The organism is Glutamicibacter sp. MNS18, from assembly GCF_026107515.2.
Taxonomy (GTDB): domain Bacteria; phylum Actinomycetota; class Actinomycetes; order Actinomycetales; family Micrococcaceae; genus Glutamicibacter.
Genome location: NZ_JAPCHW010000003.1, coordinates 265,132 through 285,977, shown reverse-complemented (window position 1 = coordinate 285,977; position 20,846 = coordinate 265,132). Strand labels below are relative to the sequence as shown.

At 63.5% G+C, this 20,846-nt stretch carries 19 protein-coding genes; 6 read left to right on the top strand and 13 right to left on the bottom strand.

Annotated features, from left to right (window positions below):
* The first annotated feature begins 177 nt into the window (after nucleotides 1-177).
* The gene (locus OK351_RS04895; RefSeq protein ID WP_265156355.1) at nucleotides 178-990 is read left to right on the top strand and encodes a GerMN domain-containing protein; all 813 of its coding nucleotides are present in this window, start codon (nucleotides 178-180) and stop codon (nucleotides 988-990) included.
* Nucleotides 991-1,064: 74 nt separating this feature from the next.
* Here OK351_RS04895 and OK351_RS04890 read toward each other — a convergent pair whose 3' ends face one another.
* From OK351_RS04890 to hrcA, 3 genes are all read right to left on the bottom strand, one after another.
* Nucleotides 1,065-1,838: a 16S rRNA (uracil(1498)-N(3))-methyltransferase gene (locus OK351_RS04890; protein ID WP_265156353.1), complete on the bottom strand. Its 774-nt coding sequence runs from the start codon at nucleotides 1,836-1,838 to the stop codon at nucleotides 1,065-1,067.
* A gap of 3 nt (nucleotides 1,839-1,841) precedes the next feature.
* On the bottom strand, nucleotides 1,842-2,963 hold the full coding sequence (dnaJ, locus tag OK351_RS04885; protein WP_265156351.1) for a molecular chaperone DnaJ: 1,122 nt from the start codon (nucleotides 2,961-2,963) through the stop codon (nucleotides 1,842-1,844).
* A 67-nt stretch (nucleotides 2,964-3,030) separates the two neighbouring features.
* The gene (hrcA, locus tag OK351_RS04880; protein ID WP_265156349.1) at nucleotides 3,031-4,044 is read right to left on the bottom strand and encodes a heat-inducible transcriptional repressor HrcA; all 1,014 of its coding nucleotides are present in this window, start codon (nucleotides 4,042-4,044) and stop codon (nucleotides 3,031-3,033) included.
* A gap of 83 nt (nucleotides 4,045-4,127) precedes the next feature.
* On the opposite strand from hrcA, the gene OK351_RS04875 reads away from it, so the two are divergent.
* Entirely contained in the window at nucleotides 4,128-5,045 is a 918-nt protein-coding gene (locus OK351_RS04875) for a DUF3097 family protein (RefSeq protein ID WP_371931380.1), read from the top strand.
* Nucleotides 5,046-5,211: 166 nt separating this feature from the next.
* Nucleotides 5,212-5,544, top strand: coding sequence for a DUF4870 domain-containing protein (locus OK351_RS04870; RefSeq protein WP_371931379.1), 333 nt, complete (start codon nucleotides 5,212-5,214; stop codon nucleotides 5,542-5,544).
* Nucleotides 5,545-5,546: 2 nt separating this feature from the next.
* Here OK351_RS04870 and hemW read toward each other — a convergent pair whose 3' ends face one another.
* Together hemW and lepA are read right to left on the bottom strand one after the other, a co-directional pair.
* On the bottom strand, nucleotides 5,547-6,776 hold the full coding sequence (hemW, locus tag OK351_RS04865; protein ID WP_265156343.1) for a radical SAM family heme chaperone HemW: 1,230 nt from the start codon (nucleotides 6,774-6,776) through the stop codon (nucleotides 5,547-5,549).
* Nucleotides 6,777-8,621, bottom strand: coding sequence for a translation elongation factor 4 (gene lepA / locus OK351_RS04860; protein WP_265156341.1), 1,845 nt, complete (start codon nucleotides 8,619-8,621; stop codon nucleotides 6,777-6,779). It abuts the gene before it with no gap.
* A 112-nt stretch (nucleotides 8,622-8,733) separates the two neighbouring features.
* Between lepA and OK351_RS04855 the strand changes: the two genes are divergently transcribed.
* Both OK351_RS04855 and rpsT read left to right on the top strand, forming a co-directional pair.
* Nucleotides 8,734-9,279 carry a type II toxin-antitoxin system PemK/MazF family toxin gene (locus OK351_RS04855; RefSeq protein ID WP_265156339.1) on the top strand — a complete coding sequence of 182 codons (546 nt, stop codon included), beginning with the start codon at nucleotides 8,734-8,736 and terminating at the stop codon, nucleotides 9,277-9,279.
* A gap of 211 nt (nucleotides 9,280-9,490) precedes the next feature.
* On the top strand, nucleotides 9,491-9,751 hold the full coding sequence (rpsT, locus tag OK351_RS04850) for a 30S ribosomal protein S20 (protein WP_265156337.1): 261 nt from the start codon (nucleotides 9,491-9,493) through the stop codon (nucleotides 9,749-9,751).
* Nucleotides 9,752-9,859: 108 nt separating this feature from the next.
* Here rpsT and holA read toward each other — a convergent pair whose 3' ends face one another.
* From holA to OK351_RS04820, 6 genes are all read right to left on the bottom strand, one after another.
* Nucleotides 9,860-10,849: a DNA polymerase III subunit delta gene (gene holA / locus OK351_RS04845; RefSeq protein WP_306349468.1), complete on the bottom strand. Its 990-nt coding sequence runs from the start codon at nucleotides 10,847-10,849 to the stop codon at nucleotides 9,860-9,862.
* Nucleotides 10,850-10,884: 35 nt separating this feature from the next.
* Nucleotides 10,885-13,152: a ComEC/Rec2 family competence protein gene (locus tag OK351_RS04840; protein WP_265156336.1), complete on the bottom strand. Its 2,268-nt coding sequence runs from the start codon at nucleotides 13,150-13,152 to the stop codon at nucleotides 10,885-10,887.
* Entirely contained in the window at nucleotides 13,149-13,835 is a 687-nt protein-coding gene (locus tag OK351_RS04835; protein ID WP_265156334.1) for a ComEA family DNA-binding protein, read from the bottom strand. Before OK351_RS04835 ends, OK351_RS04840 begins: the two co-directional genes overlap by 4 nt.
* 33 nt (nucleotides 13,836-13,868) lie before the next feature.
* A complete protein-coding gene (locus OK351_RS04830) occupies nucleotides 13,869-14,789 on the bottom strand; it encodes a DegV family protein (protein WP_265156332.1) in 921 nt (306 codons plus the stop codon).
* Nucleotides 14,790-14,798: 9 nt separating this feature from the next.
* Complete coding sequence (gene leuS, locus OK351_RS04825; protein ID WP_265156330.1) at nucleotides 14,799-17,288, bottom strand: leucine--tRNA ligase; 2,490 nt, start codon at nucleotides 17,286-17,288, stop codon at nucleotides 14,799-14,801.
* 1,023 nt (nucleotides 17,289-18,311) lie between these two features.
* Nucleotides 18,312-18,566, bottom strand: a complete 255-nt coding sequence (locus tag OK351_RS04820; protein ID WP_265156328.1) for a hypothetical protein — start codon at nucleotides 18,564-18,566, stop codon at nucleotides 18,312-18,314.
* Between the two features lie 109 nt (nucleotides 18,567-18,675).
* Here OK351_RS04820 and OK351_RS04815 point away from each other — a divergent pair, with 109 nt between their 5' ends.
* A complete protein-coding gene (locus OK351_RS04815; RefSeq protein ID WP_265156326.1) occupies nucleotides 18,676-18,807 on the top strand; it encodes a hypothetical protein in 132 nt (43 codons plus the stop codon).
* 183 nt (nucleotides 18,808-18,990) lie between these two features.
* Here the strand turns inward: OK351_RS04815 and OK351_RS04810 are convergent, their stop codons facing one another.
* Both OK351_RS04810 and OK351_RS04805 read right to left on the bottom strand, forming a co-directional pair.
* Nucleotides 18,991-19,740, bottom strand: a complete 750-nt coding sequence (locus tag OK351_RS04810; protein ID WP_265156324.1) for a hypothetical protein — start codon at nucleotides 19,738-19,740, stop codon at nucleotides 18,991-18,993.
* A 29-nt stretch (nucleotides 19,741-19,769) separates the two neighbouring features.
* Entirely contained in the window at nucleotides 19,770-20,150 is a 381-nt protein-coding gene (locus OK351_RS04805) for a hypothetical protein (RefSeq protein WP_265156322.1), read from the bottom strand.
* Nucleotides 20,151-20,846 lie beyond the last annotated feature (696 nt).

Sequence of the window (20,846 nt, the reverse complement as noted above, 5' to 3'; positions counted from 1 at the left end):
GTTTTTAGCGCGGAACATATGTTACCCATGAGTTCCGCGTCACATTTAGGGTTGAATGGATAGGTGTTTGGATTGCTTGCAGGGTGGACGTCACGGCGTATCACGGCCGCGGTAGTGGCCGTTGGCCTTGCCGTGGCTGTTGGCTGTGGCGCCGCGACGCACGAGGAAGAGCACCGTATGCCCGAAAGCGCCGCCAGTGCCGCGGCACGGCTTCCGGCGGCGTCCGACGGAGTGGAGAAACTCTCGGATAAGGAAATGGTTCCGGTCTACTGGATGCAGGCCAATAACGACGGCGTGTACCTCTACCGCGAGTACGCCAATACCCAATCCAGCGGGGACCCGGTCACCGATGCCGTGACCTATCTGCTCAATGGCGAACCGGGCAAGGAAGGCTGGTTCACCTACCTGAAACCCAGCAACGATATCGGGGTGTCGATCAGCGCCGACAACGTGATCACCCTGGACCTGCCGCAGCGGGTTTTCAGCGCCAAACTCGACGAGGGCCTGGCCCGGCGCAGCATCCAGCAGTTGGTGTTCACCGGCACCGCTGCCGCAGCCAACGCCGGGTTGCTGGCCAACGGAACCACCCCCCGGTTGCGCCTGTTGGTGGACGGGTCCACCAACGCCACCGTGTTCAATGACTTCCGCCTGGAATCCGAATACCAACGCGATGCCAGCCTGATGGCCCCGATCTGGATCATCGACCCGCAAAACGGGGTGGAGACCGCCTCCGGGACCGTCAAGCTCAATGGGCGCTCGATCAGCTTCAGCGATGGCATCTACTACCAGCTGGAGAAGGGTACCGCTTCGAATGACTGGGCGCCGATCGACGAAGTGGAACGCATCAACCCGACCGAGGTAGCCGAGGACGGCTCGTTCACCCGCGACCTTACGTTGGCGCCGGGTGAGTACCGGATCACCCTCTGGGGGCAGAACTCCGGATCCCAGGACAAGATCGCCCGGGTCACCAGCATGTTCGAGGTCCGCTAGACTTCCACGTTTTAATGCCGGAGGGGCCGTCATCCACTATGGATGACAGCCCCTCCGGTCTTGCGCGCTTCCTGCTAGATGTCCCCCAGCAGGTGGCGCACCAGCACCACTGCGGCCGGACCGGCGGTGGAGGCGCGCAGTACGTGCTCACCGAGCACCACCGCCCGGGCCCCGGCCTGGGTCAACTGCTCCAGCTCGGTGTCGCTGATCCCGCCTTCGGGACCCACGATGATCCAGACTCCGGCCGGGGACTGTTGCCCTTGCCGCCAGTTATCCACGAGTTGTCCCAGCGGGGTGTCGGCCGCCTCGTGCATGACCAGCACCAGCTCGCCGCCGTTCACCAGGCCCTGAACTTCCCGGGCCAGCGACTTGCTGTTCAGCGGTTCGTGCACGATCGGTTCGAAGCTGCGCCGCGATTGCTTCTGTGCGCTGCGCACCTGCGCCCGCCACTTGGCCAGGGCCTTCTCGGTTTTGCCAGCGCTCCAGCGCGCAATCGACCGATCGGCCTGCCAGGGCCGCACCGCGCTGATACCCAATTCGACCCCGGCCTCCACGGCCTGCAGGTCGCGGTCGGACTTCGCCAGGGCCTGGATCAGGCCGATGGGATGCGCCGGCGGTGCCTCGTCGACGATCTCCAGGACCTGGACATCCATGCCCTGCTTGTCGGTGCCGATCACCTCGATGACCACGCGGCGGCCCTGCCCGTTGAGCAGATCCAGCCGTTCACCGCTGCGCACCCGCTTGACGTTCACCGCATGATGGGCCTCGGTGCCTTCGATGCGCAGCCGGTCGCCGGGCTGCGCCGTGGCGGCCAGCTGCGCCTCGATCACGAAGCTGTGGTTGCTCATCGCCTAGCGCTGGCCGAGCTTGTCGCGCAACCGGGAGAACATCCCCCCGGAGTGCTCCACCTGGCCGGCGGCAAATTCCTCGCCGCGCAACTTGGCCAGCTGCTCGAGCAGCTCACGCTGGGCCGCATCGAGTTTGGTGGGAGTCTCCACGCTCAGGTGCACGATGATGTCCCCGCGCTTGCCGCCGCGCAACCGCGGCACACCGAGTTCGGGGATGGTCACCGTCTGGCCGTCCTGCGCCCCGGCCTCAACCTGGACGGACTGCTGCCCGTCGAAGGTATCGAGTTTCAGTTCGCAGCCCAGCGCAGCGGCGGTCATCGGGATGCTCATCTTGGCGTGCAGGTCGTTCTGCGCGCGTTCGAAGACCTTGTGGCGGCGCACCTCGATCTCGACAAACAGGTCACCGTTGGGTCCGCCGCCGGGGCCGGCCTCACCCTGGTCACGCAGCTGGATCCGGGTGCCCGAGGCGACGCCGGCGGGCACGTTCAGCTGCTTGGACACGTGTTCGCGTACCCGGCCTTCGCCGTTGCACTCCAGGCAGGGGTCCGGGATGGTGGTGCCGTAGCCGCGGCAGGCGGCACAGGTCTCCACGGTCATCATCTGGCCCAGGAAGGAACGGACCGGGCGCTGCACTTGGCCCTGCCCGCGGCAGATGGTGCAGGTGACCGGGCTGCTGCCCTCGCGGCAGCAGGAGCCGTTGCAGGACTTGCAGACCACCGCGGTTTCCATCTCCAGCGGGTAGACGGTGCCCTTGACCGCGTCTTCCAGGTCGATGGTGACGGTGATCAGCGCGTCACGGCCGCGCTGGGTGCGTGGCGCCGGTCCCTGGCCGCCGCCGGCTCCGCCGAAGAACTGCTCGAAGATGTCCCCGAATCCACCGAATCCGCCACCACCGAAGCCGGGCTGGCCGTTGCCGTTCTCATCGCCGGTCGCGTCGTAGTTCGCACGCTTGGACTCATCGGAGAGCACTTCGTAGGCGCGGGTCACCAACTTGAATTTTTCCGCGGCATCCTCACCCGGGTTCACATCCGGGTGCAGCTTGCGGGCCAGTTTGCGATAGGCGCTCTTGATTTGTTGTTGCGTAGCGTCCTTCTCGACACCCAGCGTCTCGTAATGCGAGCTCACGTTTCGCGTGTCCTTTCGTAACCGTTGATAGAAGTCTGTAGTTGTTGCAAGACCCTGCGGGGCTTGCCTAGTTCGCCAAGATCTTGGACAGGTAGCGGGCGACCGCACGCACCGAGGCCATGGACGAGGGGTAGTTCATTCTCGTGGGTCCGAGCACCCCGAGCTTGTTGCGGGTGTCCCGGCCGTAGCTGGTGGCCACCACCGCGGCGTCGGAGAGCTCGCCAATATGGGTTTCGGTGCCGATACTCACCGACACACCGCGTGAATCGGCTTCCAATTCGGAAAACAGCTTCAGCAACACCACCTGTTCCTCCAAAGCCTCGAGTACCGGGGTGATGCTCAGCGGGAAATCGCCGCCGACCCGGGCCAGGTTCGCGGTCCCGGCCATCAGGATGCGCTGTTCGGTGGCTGAATGGGCCATTTCCCGCAAGGCGTGCAGGATCTCGCCGTGCAGGTCCTGTTCCATCCCCGCTTGGTCCGCCGTGCCGGCACCGAGCAGCGCATCCAGTTCGGAGAGCTGGTAGCCGGCATAGGAGGAGAGAATGCCGACCTTCATGGCCGCGAGGGACTCGTCGGTGAATCCCTGGTTGGAATGCAGCACCCGTTGGTCAACGGTGCCGTTGGAGGCGATCAGCACCAGCAGCACCTGGTTCGGTCCCAGCCCGACCAGCTCGATATGCCGCAGCGAGGCGGTGTCGTACTGCGGTACCTGGATCATGGCCACCTGGTTGGTCAGCCGGGCGAGCAGGCGAACGGTGCTGTGCAGCATTTCCTCCAGGTCGTGGGAGGTGTCCATGATCTTGTTGATCGCATCACGTTCGGCACGGGACAGCGGTTTGATCTCGCTGATCTCATCCACGAAACGCCGGTAGCCCTTTTCCGTGGGCACCCGTCCGGAGGAGGTGTGCGGGGCGGCGATCAGCCCCTCATCCTCCAACGCGGCCATGTCATTGCGAATTGTTGCCGCCGAAACGCCGAGGTCATGCCGGTCCAGCAGGGTCTTGGACCCTACCGGTTCCCGGGACTGCACGTAGTCCTCGACGATCGCGCGCAAGACATCCAGACGCCGTACTTCACTCACCCAAACACCGCCTTCCACGCCCTCAGGCTTCTAGCACTCGAACTCCTCAACTGCTAAGTCTAATACGTTCGGCCATTGCTAGCATGGGAACCCGAGCGGTATTCGATCACAGCGAAAGGGCACGATCAGTGAGCAACTACCCTTGGGGTGCAATGGACCTGGGCGCACCGCCCAAAAAGAAGCTGCGCCAGGTGCCGGTGGAACGCGGACTGATCCTGGAAGATGTGCAGTCCGGTTGGGTCGGCGAGCTGGTGGCAACGGAGAAGTCCGGGGGGATGCGGGTCATCGTGTTGGAGGACCGGCACGGACGGCGCAAGTCCTTCCAGTCCGGGTTCGGCTTCCTGCTCGAAGGTGAAGCGGTGGAACTGCTTGAACCGCGCGCCCAGGCGGCGGCACCGGCGACCCTGCTTTCCAGTTCCGGGTCCCGGGCCGTGGCCGGGCAGAAGGCGCGCACCGCCCGGGCCAGCCGCATCTGGGTGGAAGGCAAGCACGATGCCGAACTGGTGGAGAAGGTCTGGGGCCATGACCTGCGCATCGAGGGAATCGTGGTGGAACCGCTGCACGGCGTAGATAACCTGGCATCGGCCATCTCCGGTTTCGACCCCTCGCCGCAACGCCGCCTGGGCATCCTGGTCGACCACCTGGTCTCCGGGACCAAGGAGGAGCGGATCGTGGCCGAGGCGATGCGGGTGCCCGGTGCGGCCGGGAATGTGCTGATCCTGGGTCACCCCTACGTGGATATCTGGCAGGCGGTGAAGCCCGAGGTGCTGGGAATCGATTCCTGGCCGGTCATCCCGCGTGGTACCGACTGGAAAACCGGGGTCCTGCGCAGTTTCGGCTGGCCGCATCGCACCGCCGAGGACATTGGTCTGGGATGGCAGCGCATCCTGTCGAAGGTCGAATTCTACTCCCAGCTCCAACCGGAACTGCTGGGCAAGGTCGAGCACCTGATCGATTTCCTCACCACCGAAGATTACGGTTTCCTAACAATCGAGGAATAGCGGCCAAAGCCCGGCGGGTTGGTCAGCGGCCTCCGGTCGGGTGGCTACAATCGAAGATGTACCTACCCGTCCCGTACCGCAAGGATCCACGCCCGTGTCATCACGCCAGACTGAGTCTTCATCGGAAAACTCACGCTTCGAAGGTTCAAAGGTCACCGCCTTACCGTTGAGCCCCTCGGAAGACCGGCAGTGGGCGATGCTTGCACATTTCGGCGGGATCCTGGGCTGTGTCCCCTCCGCGGTGATCTTTGCGATCTACCGTGACCGGGGGCCCTTCACCGCCCAGGAGTCCAAGGAAGCATTCAACTTCACCTTCCCCTTGACCGTGCTGGCGATCATCCTCAATATCCTGACCATCCTCCCGGTCATCGGCTGGATCTTCGCCATCGGCGGGGTTGCCCTGTGGGTGTTCATGACCCTGATGGGTGCCATCGCCGGCATCCAGGTCAACAAGGGCCGGCCGTACCGTTACCCGTTGAACCTGCGCTTGATGAAGTAGCCCTAGAAATCCAGCAGTTCACGCACCACGAGGTCGGCCAGCAGCCGGCCTCTTTGCGTTAACACGATGGTCCCTGCCAGGGCCTGCCCGGGTTCAACCAGTTGGTCGGCAATCAGCCCGGCCACGGCCTTGCGCCCGGCCGGTTCCAGTTCGGAGACCTGCATGCCGGTGTTCAGCCTGGTCAACAGCATGGTGCGTTCAAGCTGCACGGCCTGGGCATCGGGGAATTCCCGCCCGGCCGATGGGGAGATCCCCGCGTCGATCCGCTGTTGGTAGGCCGCCGGATGTTTCACATTCCACCAGCGCAGGCCGCCCACATGCGAATGCGCCCCGGGACCGGCACCCCACCAGTCCCCACCCTGCCAGTAGGCCAGGTTGTGGCGGCAGGCATGCCGCGGCCCACGGGACCAGTTCGAGACCTCGTACCAGCTGAAGCCGGCTGCGGCGAACAGCTCGTCGGCCAATTGGTATTTTTCGGCATGGTCATCATCATCGATATCCGGCACCTGGCCGCGGCGGATCTGCGCTGCCAACTTGGTCCCGTCCTCGATGATCAGCGCATAGGCGCTGATATGGTCCGGGTTGTAGCCCAAGGCCGCTTCGACACTGGTACGCCAGTCCGCCAGCGATTCGCCCGGGGTGCCGTAGATCAAGTCAACGCTCACCTCCAAGCCCGCCTCTCGGGCCCAGGCCACTGCCTGCGGTACCCGTTCGGGGTTGTGGGTGCGGTCCAGCACCTTGAGTACGTGCGGGACCGCTGACTGCATGCCGAAGGACACCCGGGTGAAACCGGCCGCAGCCAGTTCGGCCAGCGATTCGGAGCTGACCGAGTCCGGGTTGGCCTCGGTGGTCACTTCGGCGCCGGGGACCAATCCGAAATTGGTTTTGATCCGTCCCAGTACCCGGGCCAGGTCCGCCGCGGGAAGCAGGGTCGGGGTGCCACCACCGAAGAACACGGTATCGATCCGGCGATCCGGGATCCCGGAGCTGTCCAGGACCTGGCGGGCGAAATCGATTTCGCGGCTGACCGTGGCGGCGTAGCTGGCCTGGGTGGCCCCGGAGCCCAATTCGGTGGCGGTGTAGGTGTTGAAGTCGCAGTAGCCGCAGCGTACGCTGCAGAACGGGATATGGACGTAGAAGGACATGCTCCGCCCCGCCGCCTCGTGGGCACACGAGGCGGGGAGCAGACCGTCGGCCGGAGCCGGGTCGCCGTCAGGCAAGACTGCGGGCATCTACTTCTTTTTCGGTTCTTCGGTGGACAGCGCGGCGATGAAGGCCTCCTGAGGCACCTCGACACGGCCGACCATCTTCATGCGCTTCTTGCCTTCCTTCTGCTTTTCCAGCAGCTTGCGCTTACGGCTGATGTCGCCGCCGTAGCACTTGGCCAGCACGTCCTTGCGGATGGCTCGGATGTTTTCGCGGGCGATGATGCGCGAGCCGATGGCGGCCTGGATCGGGACCTCGAACTGCTGGCGCGGGATCAGCTCGCGCAGCTTGCCGGTCATCATGGTGCCGTAGGAGTAGGCCTTGTCGCGGTGGGTAATGGCGCTGAACGCGTCCACCTGGTCCCCCTGGAGCAGGATGTCGACCTTGACCAGGTCGGCGACCTGCTCCCCGTCGGCTTTCCAGTCCAGCGAGGCGTAACCCCGGGTGCGGGACTTGAGGTGGTCGAAGAAATCGAACACGATCTCGGCCAGGGGCAGGTGGTAGCGCATTTCCACGCGGTCCTCGGAGAGGTAGTCCATGCCGCGCAGGGTACCGCGACGGTTCTGGCACAGCTCCATGACCGCACCGATGAACTCGCTCGGGGCCAGGATGGTGGCCGCCACCATCGGCTCATGGACCTCCAGGATCTTCCCGTCCGGGAATTCCGAGGGATTGGTCACGGTGATCATCTGCTTGTCCTCACCCATGACCTCGTACACCACATTCGGTGCGGTGGAAATCAGGTCGAGGTTGAACTCGGACTCCAGACGCTGGCGGGTGATTTCCAGGTGCAGCAACCCCAGGAAACCCACACGGAAGCCGAAGCCCAGGGCCACGGAGGTTTCCGGTTCGTAGATCAGCGCCGCATCGTTCAACTGCAGCTTGTCCAGGGCGTCACGCAGGGCCGGGTAATCGGTGCCGTCCAGCGGGTAGAGCCCGGAGAACACCATGGGCTTGGGTTCCTCGTAGCCGCCGAGGGACTCGGTGGCGGGTTTCACGCTGTTGGTGACGGTATCGCCGACCTTGGACTGGCGCACGTCCTTCACGCCGGTGATCAGGTAGCCCACCTCACCCACACCCAGGCCCTTGGTGGGGACCGGGTTGGGTGAGGAAACACCGATTTCCAACAGTTCGTGGGTGCTTCCGGTGGACATCATCTGGACGCGTTCGCGGGGCCGCAGGTTGCCGTCCACCACACGCACGTAGGTCACCACACCGCGGTAGGTGTCGTAGACCGAATCGAAGATCATGGCACGGGCCGGTGCGTCGGCTTGCCCGGTCGGTGCCGGCAACTGCCGGATGACCTCGTCCAGCAGCGCCTCGACACCTTCACCGGTCTTGCCCGAGACCTTCAATACCTCCTCGGGCTCGCAGCCGATCAGGCCGGCCAGTTCCTCGGCGTACTTCTCGGGCTGGGCGTTGGGCAGATCGATCTTGTTCAGCACCGGGATGATGTTCAGATCGCTCTCGATCGCCAGGTACAGGTTGGCCAGGGTCTGGGCCTCGATGCCCTGGGCCGCGTCCACCAGCAGGATCGCCCCTTCGCAGGCGGCCAGCGAACGGGACACCTCGTAGGTGAAGTCCACGTGTCCCGGGGTGTCGATCATGTTCAGGGCGTAGGACACCCCGTCGACCTCCCAGGGCATGCGCACGGCCTGGGACTTGATGGTGATGCCGCGCTCACGCTCGATATCCATCCGATCGAGGTACTGGGCTTTCATATCGCGTGCTGCAACCACACCGGTCAGCTGCAACATGCGGTCCGCCAGGGTCGATTTGCCATGGTCGATATGAGCAATGATGCAGAAGTTCCGGATGAGCGACGGCTCAGTCGCGGCAGGCACCGGAGCGGTGCGGGCCATAGGAGACACCTAAACAGACCTCACTAGATAACGTAGGATACACGTGGATTTGGTCTCTATTCTGTCATGATTCAGCCCAAAGCACGCTATTGCCCGAACCTGCGCTGGTAGTTTGTGCTCTATGGCATTCAACGCACGAAAGTTCTTCTCGTTCCTGAACCGCGTCGTGCGCGAGATCTCGCGTGCGCAACCGGCATCCGGGCAACGCGGCCCGACGCCGCCGAAACCGGCTTCAGCCCCGGCCGGCAGGAGGGCAACGGGCTCCGGGGCCACCGGGAGCTATCCGGGTGACTACAGCGGACCGGTCACCTTCGAGTACAGCCCGGATTCCAATGGGCAGCCCGACCCGGGCGAAGTGGTCTGGGGTTGGGTCCCCTACGAGGAAGACCATTCACAGGGCAAGGACCGACCCGTGCTGCTGGTGGGCCGTGACGGGCAGTGGCTGCTCGGGTTGATGCTGACCTCCAAGGACAACACCAACGGCCAGCACCAGGACCGCGACTACCTGGATATCGGGACCGGGGCCTGGGATAGGCAGGGGCGGCCCAGCGAGGTGAAACTGGACCGGGTGATCCGCCTGGCGGCGAACGACGTGCGCCGCGAGGGTGCGGTACTTGACCGGGAACGGTTCAAGCGCGTTGCCCAGAAGTTCGCCGCGAACAGGTAACCCCGCAAACTTGCCGTAGGTCACCTGGCGCAGGGCCTGCATGGGTTCGATCCGGCTGTGAACATCTGGTAAAGTTTATCGATGTGTGTCGCGCAGGTTGGGCGACACGCCCCCTTCGGGTCGCCATAGGTGCCCCACACCGCTCAGTCGATGGCCTGAAGGATGAACCCTCTACCGACCGTATAAGACAATAAACGAGAGAGTTTATTAAGTGGCTAACATCAAGTCCCAGAAGAAGCGTAACCTGACCAACGAAAAGGCCCGCGTCCGCAATGTCGCAGTCCGCTCCGAGGTCAAGACCGTGATCCGTAACGTCAACGCTGCAGTTGCAGCTGGTGACAAGGAAAAGGCAACCGAGGCATTGCAGGCAGCCGGCCGCAAGCTCGATAAGGCAGTGAGCAAGGGTGTTCTTCACAAGAACAACGCTGCAAACCGCAAGTCGGCCATTGCCAAGAAGGTTAACGCCCTCTAAGCACTAGCAAACTTCCAAACAACCCGGGTTCCCCTTCAAGGGAACCCGGGTTGTTCCGGTTTAAGCCTGTTTACTCCCGCCCCGGCGGCGAGCAGAGAGGGCACCGGGTCAGCGTGGTGATTTCCCGGCGATGAACAAAACGGCCTGCTCCAGCGCATAGGCGGCCGAACGGCTGCCGCCCTTGACCATCCGATCGGTCAGCGCCACCTTCTCGATGCATTCGGCCAGGTCCTTGCGTTTCCAGCCGCGGGCCTGCTGTTGCGCGGCCTGTACCTGCCAGGGGGCCATGCCCAGTTCACTGGCCAGTTTGGCCGCCGGTTCGTTGACCCCCAGTACCTTGGCCAGCTGGCGCACCTTCATCGCCAGGGTGGCGACCACCGGAATGGGATCCGTGCCGGTGTCCAGTGCGTGCCTCAAGGTGGCCAGGGCCTGCTGGGTATTGCCGGCCAGTGCGGCATCGGCCACCTTAAATGCGGTCGCCTCCACCCGTCCCCCGTAATAGCGGTCCACCACATCCTGCTCCACGACACCGGTGGTATCGGCAATCAGCTGGTGGCAGGAAGCGCCCAGCTCGGCCAGGGAGGAGCCCACCGCGGCCACCAGGGCCTTGACCGCGTCATTGGTGATCCGGCGTTTGGCGGTTTTGAATTCGGCGGTGACGAAATCGATCTTGTCGGCATCCCGTTTCAGTGGCTGGCAGTCCACCACGAGCGCCCCGGCTTGTTTCAGCGCATCGATCAGCTTCTTCCCGCGCTGCCCGGAGTGGTGCATGATGAGTACGTTCTCCGGGGCGACATCCTTCAGGTAGGCCAGGGCGTCGCGCAGGAAGTATTCGTTCATCGAGGACAGATCGGCAATCTCGACCAGGTTCGCGGAGGCGAACAGCGAGGAACTGGTGGCCATGAGCAATTCACCGGGTTCGTAGGAGGACGCCGAAAGCCTGGTGATCTCGATCCCCTCACGTGCACTGGCCTGCTTGCGCAGGGTTTCGAAGGCCCGCGAGGCGATGTACTCGTCCGGTCCGGAGAGTAGGATGAGCGGCTGTGGCGAGAGTTCTCGCCACGAAATACCGGAAGACTTTTGCGCGCGTGCCATCATGTTCCTTTGCAGACCGAATCCTTGCCTCCCTGATCCTATCGAATCGCGGCCCCGATCCGCGTGGCGATCGCCTGCCCGCCCGTAAATGTGATGGTTACCGTCCCGTGCAGGTCGCTGCGCAGCACATCGATGCCCAGCCGGTTCGCGGCCTGCAGGATCTGCTCGTGCGGGTGGCCGTAGCTGTTCCGGGCACCTGTCGAGATCAGCAATATCCGGGGAGACAGTTGCTCCAGGATCCTGGTTCCGCCGTTGCGTGCCCCGTGATGGGAGGCCTTGAGCACGCTCACAGGCAGCTCCGGTATCCCGTCGAGCACCTGCTCCATGGCCTGCTGCTCCATATCCCCTGCGGTGAAGAAGGCATACGACTGGTCCTGCACCAAAACCTCGATGTACAGCACCAGCGAGGTGTCGTTGACGCTGGCCGTACCCAGTGTCTGCGGGCGGGGGCCGAGGACCGTCAGGTTCAGCGGACCGGTGGTGATCCCCTGCCCTTGCCGCAGGATGCCCATTTCGCGCCCCACCACGGTTTCCCCGGCGGTTGACGCCAGGATCTGGTCCACCTCGATCGTACTGTCCAGCAGTTCCGGCAGCGCGCCCATGTGGTCCTCATGGGCGTGGGTGATGAACACCCGTTCCAGGCGCTTGATCCCCAGGGCCTCCAGGCACGGAACCAGCCCGCTGTTCGCGGACCCGGTGTCGATCAACCAGCCAACCGGACCATCGAGGCGAATGACGAAGGCGTCCCCTTGTCCCACATCGCACATGGCCAGGTGCCACGGGGGAACGGCGGGGCGCAGCAGTGCGGTGGCCGGCAGCAGCAACGCGCACAAGGCCACCAGGGTCAGTGCGACCGTTTTACCGATCACCTTGCGCAACCGGGCGTTCTGGGCGTACACCACCACCAGGATGCCCACCCCCAGGCTGAGCGTGAAGCCGACGGCCACCAGCACTCCCCAACCACCGGAAGGCCACGGACGCTGGGCGCCGGGCCAGGATGCGGCCCACACCGCCAGTTCGCCAATACCCCAGGCGGGCAGCCCGGGAGCCCACACCAGCCAGGAAACCAGACCCGGAAACGCCAGGACCAAGACGACACAGAGTATCCCGATCACCGTGATCAAAGGGATGACCGCGGTCACCATGAGGTTCAACGGGATCGAATACAAGCTGAAGCGTTCGGACAGGGCAATGATCACCGGCAGACAGGTCAACTGGGCCGCGGCGCAAATCGCGATGGGTTCAGCCAGCCACCGGGGCAGCACACGAGCGAGGAAATCGGTGATCAGCGGTGCGAAAACGATGATCCCCAGGGTGGCCAGGACCGACAGCGCGAATGCGGCCTCCCCCGCCAACGACGGGCTGACCAGCAACAGCGCCGTCGCGCTGAGACAGAGGATGCCCAGGCTCGCCCGACCCCGACCGAAATGCAGGCTCAGGGCAGCCGTTGCGCCCATGACCGCGGCGCGCAGCACACTCGGTTCCGGGCCCACCAGCAAGGTGAACAGCACCAGGCTGCCAGCCAGGCCAGCCAATGCCACCACACGGTTGGCGCCCAGCGTTCGCAGGCACAACATCACGATGCCGCCCACGATCGCGCAATTGGATCCGCTGACCGCGGTGAGGTGGCTCAATCCGGTGACCTTCATGGCCTCGGTGAGTTGATCGTCCTGTAATGACCGGTCCCCGTACAACATACCCGGTAGCAAGGCCCGGGCCGGATCGGGCAATGCGGCGAGGGATGCGGCAAAGGCGTCCTTGATGCTTTGGGTACGGCTACCGGTGGCGGCCTCGTGGGTCGAGGGTTGCCCGGCCACCGTGGCCCAGTACCGGATTCCCGTGGGTGATCCCGTGGATTCAAGACGCATCAGGGATTCGTACCGTCCGGTGCGTGGTGGCAACTCGTGCCGGCTACTGAGATACACCTGGGCCCGGCACTGCACCCAGTGCCCCTGGTCCCAGTACTCGGTGACCAGGCCTCGGCCCTTACTCACCCCGTCATTGCTGGTCCGTGGGGTGTCGGAGAATTCCCAGATCACCCGGGATACCCCCGAATCGGTGTCCGGCAGCTGGCAGCTGGTGGCGCCATAGTTGGCCGTCATCACCGCCACGCCCGCGGCGACCAGCAGCAAGGGACCGGTGAACCACGGGGAGGAATAGATCGGGTCGTGCCGGCGTCGTGCGGCCAGTGCAAAGAGCACCGCGACGATCGCCAAGGCCAGCACCATGACGGGTAGGCCCGGGGCAAACCAGGCCGCCAGCCATGCGCCGGCCAGCAGCCACAGGCCCCGGAAATCGCTGCTCATGGTGCCTGCACCAGGTCCCTGAGCCGCTTGACCAGCACCGGTCCGATCCCGGAAACCTGTTCGAGCTCCTCCGCCGAGCTGAAGGGCCCGTTGGATTCCCTGAAGTCGATGATCCGGCCCGCCAGGGCCGGCCCGATCCCCGGTAGCCGGGTCAGCGTCTCGGCATCGGCCTGATTGATGTTGATCCTTCCCTGACCGGGGTCCGGGATGGATGGAGCGGAATCCGCCGACGCCACGTCCGGTGGCGGATCGGTGGACGGATCCTGCGGGCCGGGTAGGAGGATCTGTTGTCCGTCAACTACCGGGGAGGCGAGGTTCAACAGCTCGGGCCGGGCCTCGGTGCTCATGCCACCGGCCGCTTCTATCGCGTCATTAACGCGGGCCCCGGGAGCCAGTACATAGACCCCGGGATGTTTCACTTCCCCCACCACGTGCACCGTGATCGACTCCTGCTCGGCCGGCCCGGTTGTTACCGTGGCCAATGGGTCCGTGGTGGCCGGCTCTGCCGGGATGGCATCCACGCTGAGCAGTTGTTCGCCGGAATCCGGCGGGGCAAATACGATGGACAGGCACACCCAGGCGATGACCGCCAGCACCAGGGTGATGGCTGCGGCGCGGGACACGGCGAAGCGCACCCGCGCTGGACGCGGTCCGCTGGCGGAGAAGATGTTGTGCCGGCCCATGCCAGCCAGTGTGGCCGGGTGTCGGCCCCTGGATCAGGAAGAGCGATCCGGCTGTGGATAGTGCGGGGCCACGCAGACGGCGATCACACCGATCCCGGTATGTGCCGCTAGCACGGCAGGCAGCGTTTCGAGGACCACCGGCCGCTCACCGATCCCGGCCAGTTCCTGGGCCAGTTCCTCGGCGGATTCCAGGGCGCCGAAGTGCATGACCCCCACGTCTACCGTGGTGTCCGCTTGCTCGGCCGTTTGATGGGCCAGTGCGAGCAACCTGGCCTGGGCCCGGGGAAAGGTCCGTGGTTTTTCCACCGGCTGGATCGCCCCGGAACTGATGGAAAGAATGGGTTTGACACTGAGCAGGTTGCCCAGCACCCCGGACAGGGTGCTGATCCGGCCACCACGGCGCAATTGCTCCAGCGACGGCACCGCGAAGAAGACCGTGTTGTCCTCGGCGGCCCGGGCGATATCGAGAAGTTCCTCGAAGTCGGCCCCGGAGGCACGTGCCGTGAGCATCCTGCGCACCGCGAAGCCCAACGCCAGGGCCACGGTGCGCGAGTCCACCACGGTGACCGGTACCTCGACCTCGCCGGCGGCCAGCAGGGCCGACTCGTAGGTCCCGGACAGGGCAGCGGAGATGTGCACCGAGATGATCCGCTCGCACCCGGCGGCAGCCAGTTCCCGGTAGGCACGCATGAACTGTCCCGGGGACGGCCTGGAGGTGCGCACGGGCTGGCCCATGGCCAGGCCCATCAGCAGCGCCTCGGGATCATCCTGGTGCACCACGTCGTTGATGATCACCGGGATGGTGAGCAGCTGGAAATCCTCGTATCCGGTCCACGGGCCGGATAGGCAGGCGGAGGAATCGGTGACGATGCCGATTTTGGCGCGTGCCGGGCCACGCGCCGGGCGGCGTTTGGAAAACCACCCGGCGCGCGACCCGGTCGGTCGATCACTCATGGAATCAGCTTACGGTGCCGGTACCACGTTGACGAGCTTCGGGGCACGAACAATGACCTTCAACGGGGTCTTGCCTTCCAGCATCCGGACCACGTTTTCATGGGACAGGGCGGCGGCTTCCAGATCGGCGGCACTGATATCGACCGGGACCTCAAGCCGTGCACGGACCTTGCCCTTGATCTGCACCACTGCGGTGATGGTGTCATCGACCAGCAGGGACTCGTCCACCGATGGCCAGGCGCTGTTGGAGACACTCGGTTCATAGCCAAGTGCATCCCACATGTCCTCCGCGGTATATGGCGCGAACAGGCTCAGCAGCTGCGCGACCACGCTCGCGGCCTCGCGCACCGCCGGGTCCGCCGCACCGGCACCGGAGTCGATGGTCTTGCGGGTGGCGTTGACCAGTTCCATGGTCTTGGCGATGACCACGTTGAACTTGTTGGAGTCCAGCAGCTGGGCGGACTCGTGCACGGTACGGTGGGTGACCTGGCGCAGCGCCTTGTCCCCGGCGGTGTAGTCCACGTCGGTCCCGCTGGCCACGTCCTGGGCCAGCCGCCAGGCCCGGGCCAGGAACTTCTGCGAGCCGGCCGGCGAAACGTCGGCCCAGTCCACATCGTCTTCCGGAGGGGAGGCGAAGACCATGGTCAGGCGCACCGCGTCCACACCGAACTTGTCCAGCTGCTCGCCCAGGTCCACGCCGTTGCCCAGCGACTTGCTCATGGCCTTGCCGCCGTTGAGCACCTGACCCTGGTTCAGCAGCGCGCTGAACGGCTCGGTGGCCTCGATCAGCCCCAGATCGTGGATGACCTTGGTGAAGAAGCGCGAGTAGAGCAGGTGCAGGATGGCGTGTTCCACACCGCCCACGTACTGTCCCACCGGCATCCAGTCGCGCACGGCCTTCGGGTCGAAGGGTCCCTCGGTGTAATCCGGGGAGACGAAGCGCAGGAAGTACCAGGAGGAATCCACGAAGGTGTCCATGGTGTCGGTGTCGCGCTTGGCGTCCTTGCCGCAGGTCGGGCAGGGCACGTTGACCCAGTCCGCGGCGGCGGCCAGCGGGCTGGTGCCCTTCGGGGCCAGTTCCTCGCCGCGCAGGTTATCCGGCAGGCGGACCGGCAGCTGGTCGTCGGGAACCGGCACCTCGCCGCAGTCGGTGCAGTGGATGATCGGGATCGGGGTGCCCCAGAAGCGCTGGCGGGACAGCAACCAGTCGCGCAGCCGGAAGTTCACGGTGTGCTTGCCGGTACCGGCCGCTTGAACGATCTCGATGGCCTTGGCAATGGCCGCATCCTTGTCCAGTCCGTCCAGGTCCCCGGAGTTCACCAGGCGGCCCTCGCCGGCGGTGGCGACCCCGCTCTGGTTCGGGTCCTCTTCCCCGGTGTCCACGACCACGCGCACCGGCAGGTCGAAGGTGCGGGCGAAGTCCAGGTCGCGCTGGTCATGGGCGGGCACGGCCATGATCGCACCGGTGCCGTAGTCGGCCAGCACGTAGTCGGCAGCCCAGATCGGCAGCTTCTCCCCCGACAGCGGGTTGATGCCGTAGCGTCCGGTGAACACGCCGGTCTTCTCGCGTTCGGTGTTCTGGCGTTCGATTTCCGAGAGGTGGGTGACCTGCTCCTGGTAGCTTTCCAGGGCGGCACGGTGGTCCTCGGTGACCAGCTCGTTGGCCAGCTCGGCGTCCGCGGCGACCACCATGAAGGTGGCCCCGTAGAGGGTGTCCGGGCGGGTGGTGTACACCGGGATCTGCTTGGCCGGCTTGTCGCCTGCCGCTTCAATGGTGAAGGTCACCTCGGCGCCCTCGGAGCGGCCGATCCAGTTCTTCTGCATCAACAGCACACGCTCCGGCCAATGGCCCTTGAGCTGTTCCATGTCCTCAAGCAGACGGTCGGCGTAATCGGTGATCTTGAAGTACCACTGGTTCAGCGCCTTCTTGGTCACCTCGGTACCGCACCGTTCACAGGCCCCGTTGACGACCTGCTCGTTGGCCAGCACCGTCTGGTCCTTCGGGCACCAGTTCACCGGGTGGTTCTTGCGGTAGGCCAGGCCCTTCTCGTAGAAGCGGTTGAACAGCCACTGGGTCCACCGGTAATACTCGGGGTCCGAGGTGTGCACGCGGCGTGACCAGTCCGCGGAGATCGCATAGCGCTTGAAGCTGGCGGCCTGGGTGTCGATATTGGCGTAGGTCCACTCCGAGGGGTGGGCGTTGCGCTTGATGGCGGCGTTTTCGGCGGGCAGACCGAAGGAGTCCCAACCGATCGGGTGCATGACATCGTAGCCGCGCAGCTTCCAGTAGCGTGAGACCACATCGCCCATGGCGAAGGCCTCGGCATGCCCCATGTGCAAGTCGCCCGAAGGGTAGGGGAACATGTCTAGGACATAACGTCGTTCGGCCGATCCGTCGTCTTTGGGCTTAAAGACCTGTAGGTCTTCCCAGACCGGTGCCCACTTGGCTTCCATTGACTGGAAGTCGTACGTATTCGTCTCGTTCGTCGATGATGTCACTTAGCTCGTCTCACAAACTTGCTCAATTGATTGGTCTCTCCCAGTTCCGCACAGATCCCCGATCAGGGTTCGGGGTGCGGCACCTTAGACTAGGTGAAACTGGGAATGCATACCGAGATTCTACCGCAACAGCGGACTTCGGCCCGCATTCGAGACCAGCCGCACATCGACCGTTCCGGCTGCATCCGGATAGCCATTCGGAATGCCGCGCGGCGCCCCATGACAACGGCCTCGGGCTCACGTCTGCCGGTTCGCCGGTGCCGATGTCACGGGACGTTGGCAGGAGACCCTCCCCCCTATCCAGAACGGGGTTCCAGGCCTCTCACCATGCCGGCAAGCACGTTCCCACGATGGAACACATGAGCCTCTTTTTGGGGACTATGAAACCGGTATCCAGCGGGACGAACCGGTCGAGGTGAATCACATCGTCGACATCGGCTTTGCGTACAACGACGAACCTGTGGCAGGTGCTTCATCCGTGCGGCCGGAGGACGCCGAGGAGGGGTGGAACCCAACGAGCCCGGGTAAGGTGCCAGGTAGACGATGGCAAACCGGGAACCAGTATCGCTAAGGGTTCTGGTGGTCATTTCGCCTGCAACATCATCCTGAGGTCACCTGTAAGGGTGGAGGTAAGGATTGTGGCTGCCCGGGTGACTTCGGTGAATCCTCATTGCCGATGTAGATCGACCGAGGCCCGGGGTAATTCTCGTGCTACCCCGGGGCGTCAATACCCGGGGAACCCCGTGATCCCGCCCAAATAGTGCCCGCTGGGTGCTGGACTGGGAATCTCTTGAATGAGCTCATATCAGGACGAACAATGGCATAGCTGCGGTCCATTTCGAAAGCCGACTTTCCGCGTCGCAACAGCAGGTTGATCTCATCTCGAAGCTCTTCCTTGCCCGCATTCTCATTAAACTCCAACCCATGACGGGTGAAGAGATTGTGAAAATTGTCGTCGATGGGTTTGGTAACAATAGTGACTGTGCGCTCGAGAACATCAAAAATGACACCATCGGCTTCAGGTCAGTCGTCGCTCATTAATGCTGGCAGATCAGGAACCATTCCGCGCAGGTATGTCCAGAACTGATCTTCATCGGTACCTGTTATTCCTAGACCGTCCTGGCGCATAGTCGGGAATTTCTTGGCAGAACCGTTGCTTTTCAGCATCTGCAGCATCAGCGTTCGTAAAGCTTTGACAGTGGTTTCATTTAACCGGTCACCGACATCTGACCCTCCGTCGGTAGTGAGTCGGTCGGTATAGAACTCAAAAGATGTCATGGGTGAACCATGCCAGAGCAGGAGTGCGGTAGACGACATGACGGGGCACGATGCACCGGTTGTTTGAACGTATTGTTATCGCCGCAGCCGGTAGGCAATCGATTCATAGGTGGAACCCCCGCACTTTTCACCCCGAACCGATCAGGTCGAAGCCATTGATGCCAACGTTTCCATGCTCCAGCGTGACGAGCGGACCCAGACCGACATAGTTTGCTGCACCGGCAAGGCCTTCGTCTCCTAGAAAGCTACCGAGTAGATTGCTGCCAACAACCCCCGATTCGCCGCTCCTGGTGGCTGTTCCCAGCCCGGTGCTGGTAGATCAGATGATCAACGATTGGTCCCAGCAGGCCGCTTCGGGCCACGAGTTCGCGACTTTGGCGGTCAATTCGCGCCGTCGGGGAAAGGCCGATGAGGCCGAGGTGGCTTAGAGCACCGTGAGCCCGAAGAGTCGGGCTGCGGTTTCAAGGTCAGGATCCCGGTAGCTGATCGTCTTGGAGGCAAGGACTTCCATGGAGTCGGCGGCCTCGACGATTAACGGGAGGTTATGCTTCCCTGGAGTGCGTCTCCATACTGCATAGTTCGTTCCTGAGCCGTGGCGGGATCCGAAAATGATCCCCAGTGGAAAGGTACCATCGAAGAGTTTCTGCGCAGCCACGTGTTCTGCGATGGCGGTTGTCAATTTGCGATCTTGCGATCGAAGGTGGGATACGTCCAAAGCGCTGATATCTGATGCTAGCAATACATCGGGGATGGCTTTCTCGATGGCGGAGATGCTTTCCGGATTCTCGGCATCGACCCACCAGCCGTGCTGCGGCATGGACACGAGGTGCAGCTTTCGGTCGTCCCGCCATTTCCGAGGTAGTGTTCCAGAGTGCATGAAGTGCCGCTCATCCCATTCAGATGCAACGGTTTCGTAGAATTCTTCCAGGCTCATTCCCATGGATTCGGCGTCCTTGAGCAGGGGGTCTGCCGCTCCGAGCTTTCGCTTGAACGGGGCGAGGACTTCCTGGTAGGCGCAGAGAGCCTTGTCTGCCAGGTAAATCGTCTGGCCTGGGATGTCGAATCGATTCCAGGCCTTTCTGCTCTCCTTGCCATCACGTTCCTTCGCCGAGATGGGCGGGTGGCTGTTGCTTTGGATTCGGAAAGTGGTCTGCCACGCCGCTGCAACGAGCATCAGGCCTGTTGCCGGGCAGACCTGCGTCCCTACCAACTGCCGTCCCCCTCCAGGAACGCGTCCACTGCCGCCACCAATTCAGCATCTCGACCCTCGCGGATAGCCGTAATCGGTGTGTCCTCGCCAAGCATGGGGTTGCCGCCGATGAAGAACGATCTTGCCACGTGGTCGTTTTCTTGCGAGATCAGGCGCTTCCATTCGGCATGGGCCAGGATAAGTCGATTGTGGCTCTGAGGTGTTGGGACCGGCCCGTCGGATCTGGCCCAACGAATTGGCTGCTTGCGGTCCTTGATGCCTGTCAGAGCAGCAACCAATGTAGGCCCAAGGGCCTCATTGAGTTCTTGCACGACTTGGCGGATATCCATGCGCGCCGTGCGACCGTGCGCCTGATTTCGTGTGAGTGTAGTCATATCCCTATCATACCTTGAACACACCCACAACACACCGTAAATTACCCTATTCCCCTGTTTGGGATCCAAGCACCATTGCCGAGCCTGACCCACCGCCGCGGTTCTAACCGGCCCCCAAGCGTCGATCGGATAGTTGACCTCTATGCCAGGAGTCGGATCTTCACTCCCGGCATAGACCACTGTCAGTTGCTGTTCCACTAGTCCGGGTGGTTGCTCTCGGCCCACTGGACAGGCTTTCCAGACGCATGGATACCAGCGAGAGGCTCAGAAACCTCCGTCCGCGCGATGTGCGCGGCATATTCGGGAAGTACTTGCTCATGCTCCGGCGACGAGAACAATGCCCACTGCGCATGGTGGTGCGTTTCCACCAGCAGTCGAGCTTCGCTATCACCGCACCCCAGGGTGTGGATGGGACTCTGGATCACCCAGATGTTCCCGTCGGGCAAATCATGATGGCGCCGCGCGGCGTTGCCTCCGGACGCATGAGACGCTCCGGTTGGCTGAACTTGGCCGAATGCATGCTGAACCACCAACTGTGGCTGGTTGGGGTACATGCGTGCGGCAGATTTCTTCCTAGTCGCTTGGAAGTCGGCCCCAAACGGTACCGGGGTCGACTTCAGAGGCACGACTGCATGCAGTGAGGGACTATCCGATTGGATCGGAGTGGACCTTCTCCGGGAAAAACCATCAGGTCTC

Coding starts and splice junctions, on each gene's coding strand:
- OK351_RS04895 (WP_265156355.1), top strand. CDS start 178: ATGCCCGAAAGCGCCGCCAGTGCCGCGGCACGGCTTCCGGCGGCGTCC.
- OK351_RS04890 (WP_265156353.1), bottom strand. CDS start 1,838: ATGAGCAACCACAGCTTCGTGATCGAGGCGCAGCTGGCCGCCACGGCG.
- OK351_RS04875 (WP_371931380.1), top strand. CDS start 4,128: ATGGGAACCCGAGCGGTATTCGATCACAGCGAAAGGGCACGATCAGTG.
- hemW (WP_265156343.1), bottom strand. CDS start 6,776: ATGCCCGCAGTCTTGCCTGACGGCGACCCGGCTCCGGCCGACGGTCTG.
- OK351_RS04855 (WP_265156339.1), top strand. CDS start 8,734: ATGGCATTCAACGCACGAAAGTTCTTCTCGTTCCTGAACCGCGTCGTG.
- holA (WP_306349468.1), bottom strand. CDS start 10,849: ATGATGGCACGCGCGCAAAAGTCTTCCGGTATTTCGTGGCGAGAACTC.
- OK351_RS04840 (WP_265156336.1), bottom strand. CDS start 13,152: ATGAGCAGCGATTTCCGGGGCCTGTGGCTGCTGGCCGGCGCATGGCTG.
- OK351_RS04835 (WP_265156334.1), bottom strand. CDS start 13,835: ATGGGCCGGCACAACATCTTCTCCGCCAGCGGACCGCGTCCAGCGCGG.
- OK351_RS04830 (WP_265156332.1), bottom strand. CDS start 14,789: ATGAGTGATCGACCGACCGGGTCGCGCGCCGGGTGGTTTTCCAAACGC.
- OK351_RS04820 (WP_265156328.1), bottom strand. CDS start 18,566: ATGACATCTTTTGAGTTCTATACCGACCGACTCACTACCGACGGAGGG.
- OK351_RS04810 (WP_265156324.1), bottom strand. CDS start 19,740: ATGCTCGTTGCAGCGGCGTGGCAGACCACTTTCCGAATCCAAAGCAAC.
- OK351_RS04805 (WP_265156322.1), bottom strand. CDS start 20,150: ATGACTACACTCACACGAAATCAGGCGCACGGTCGCACGGCGCGCATG.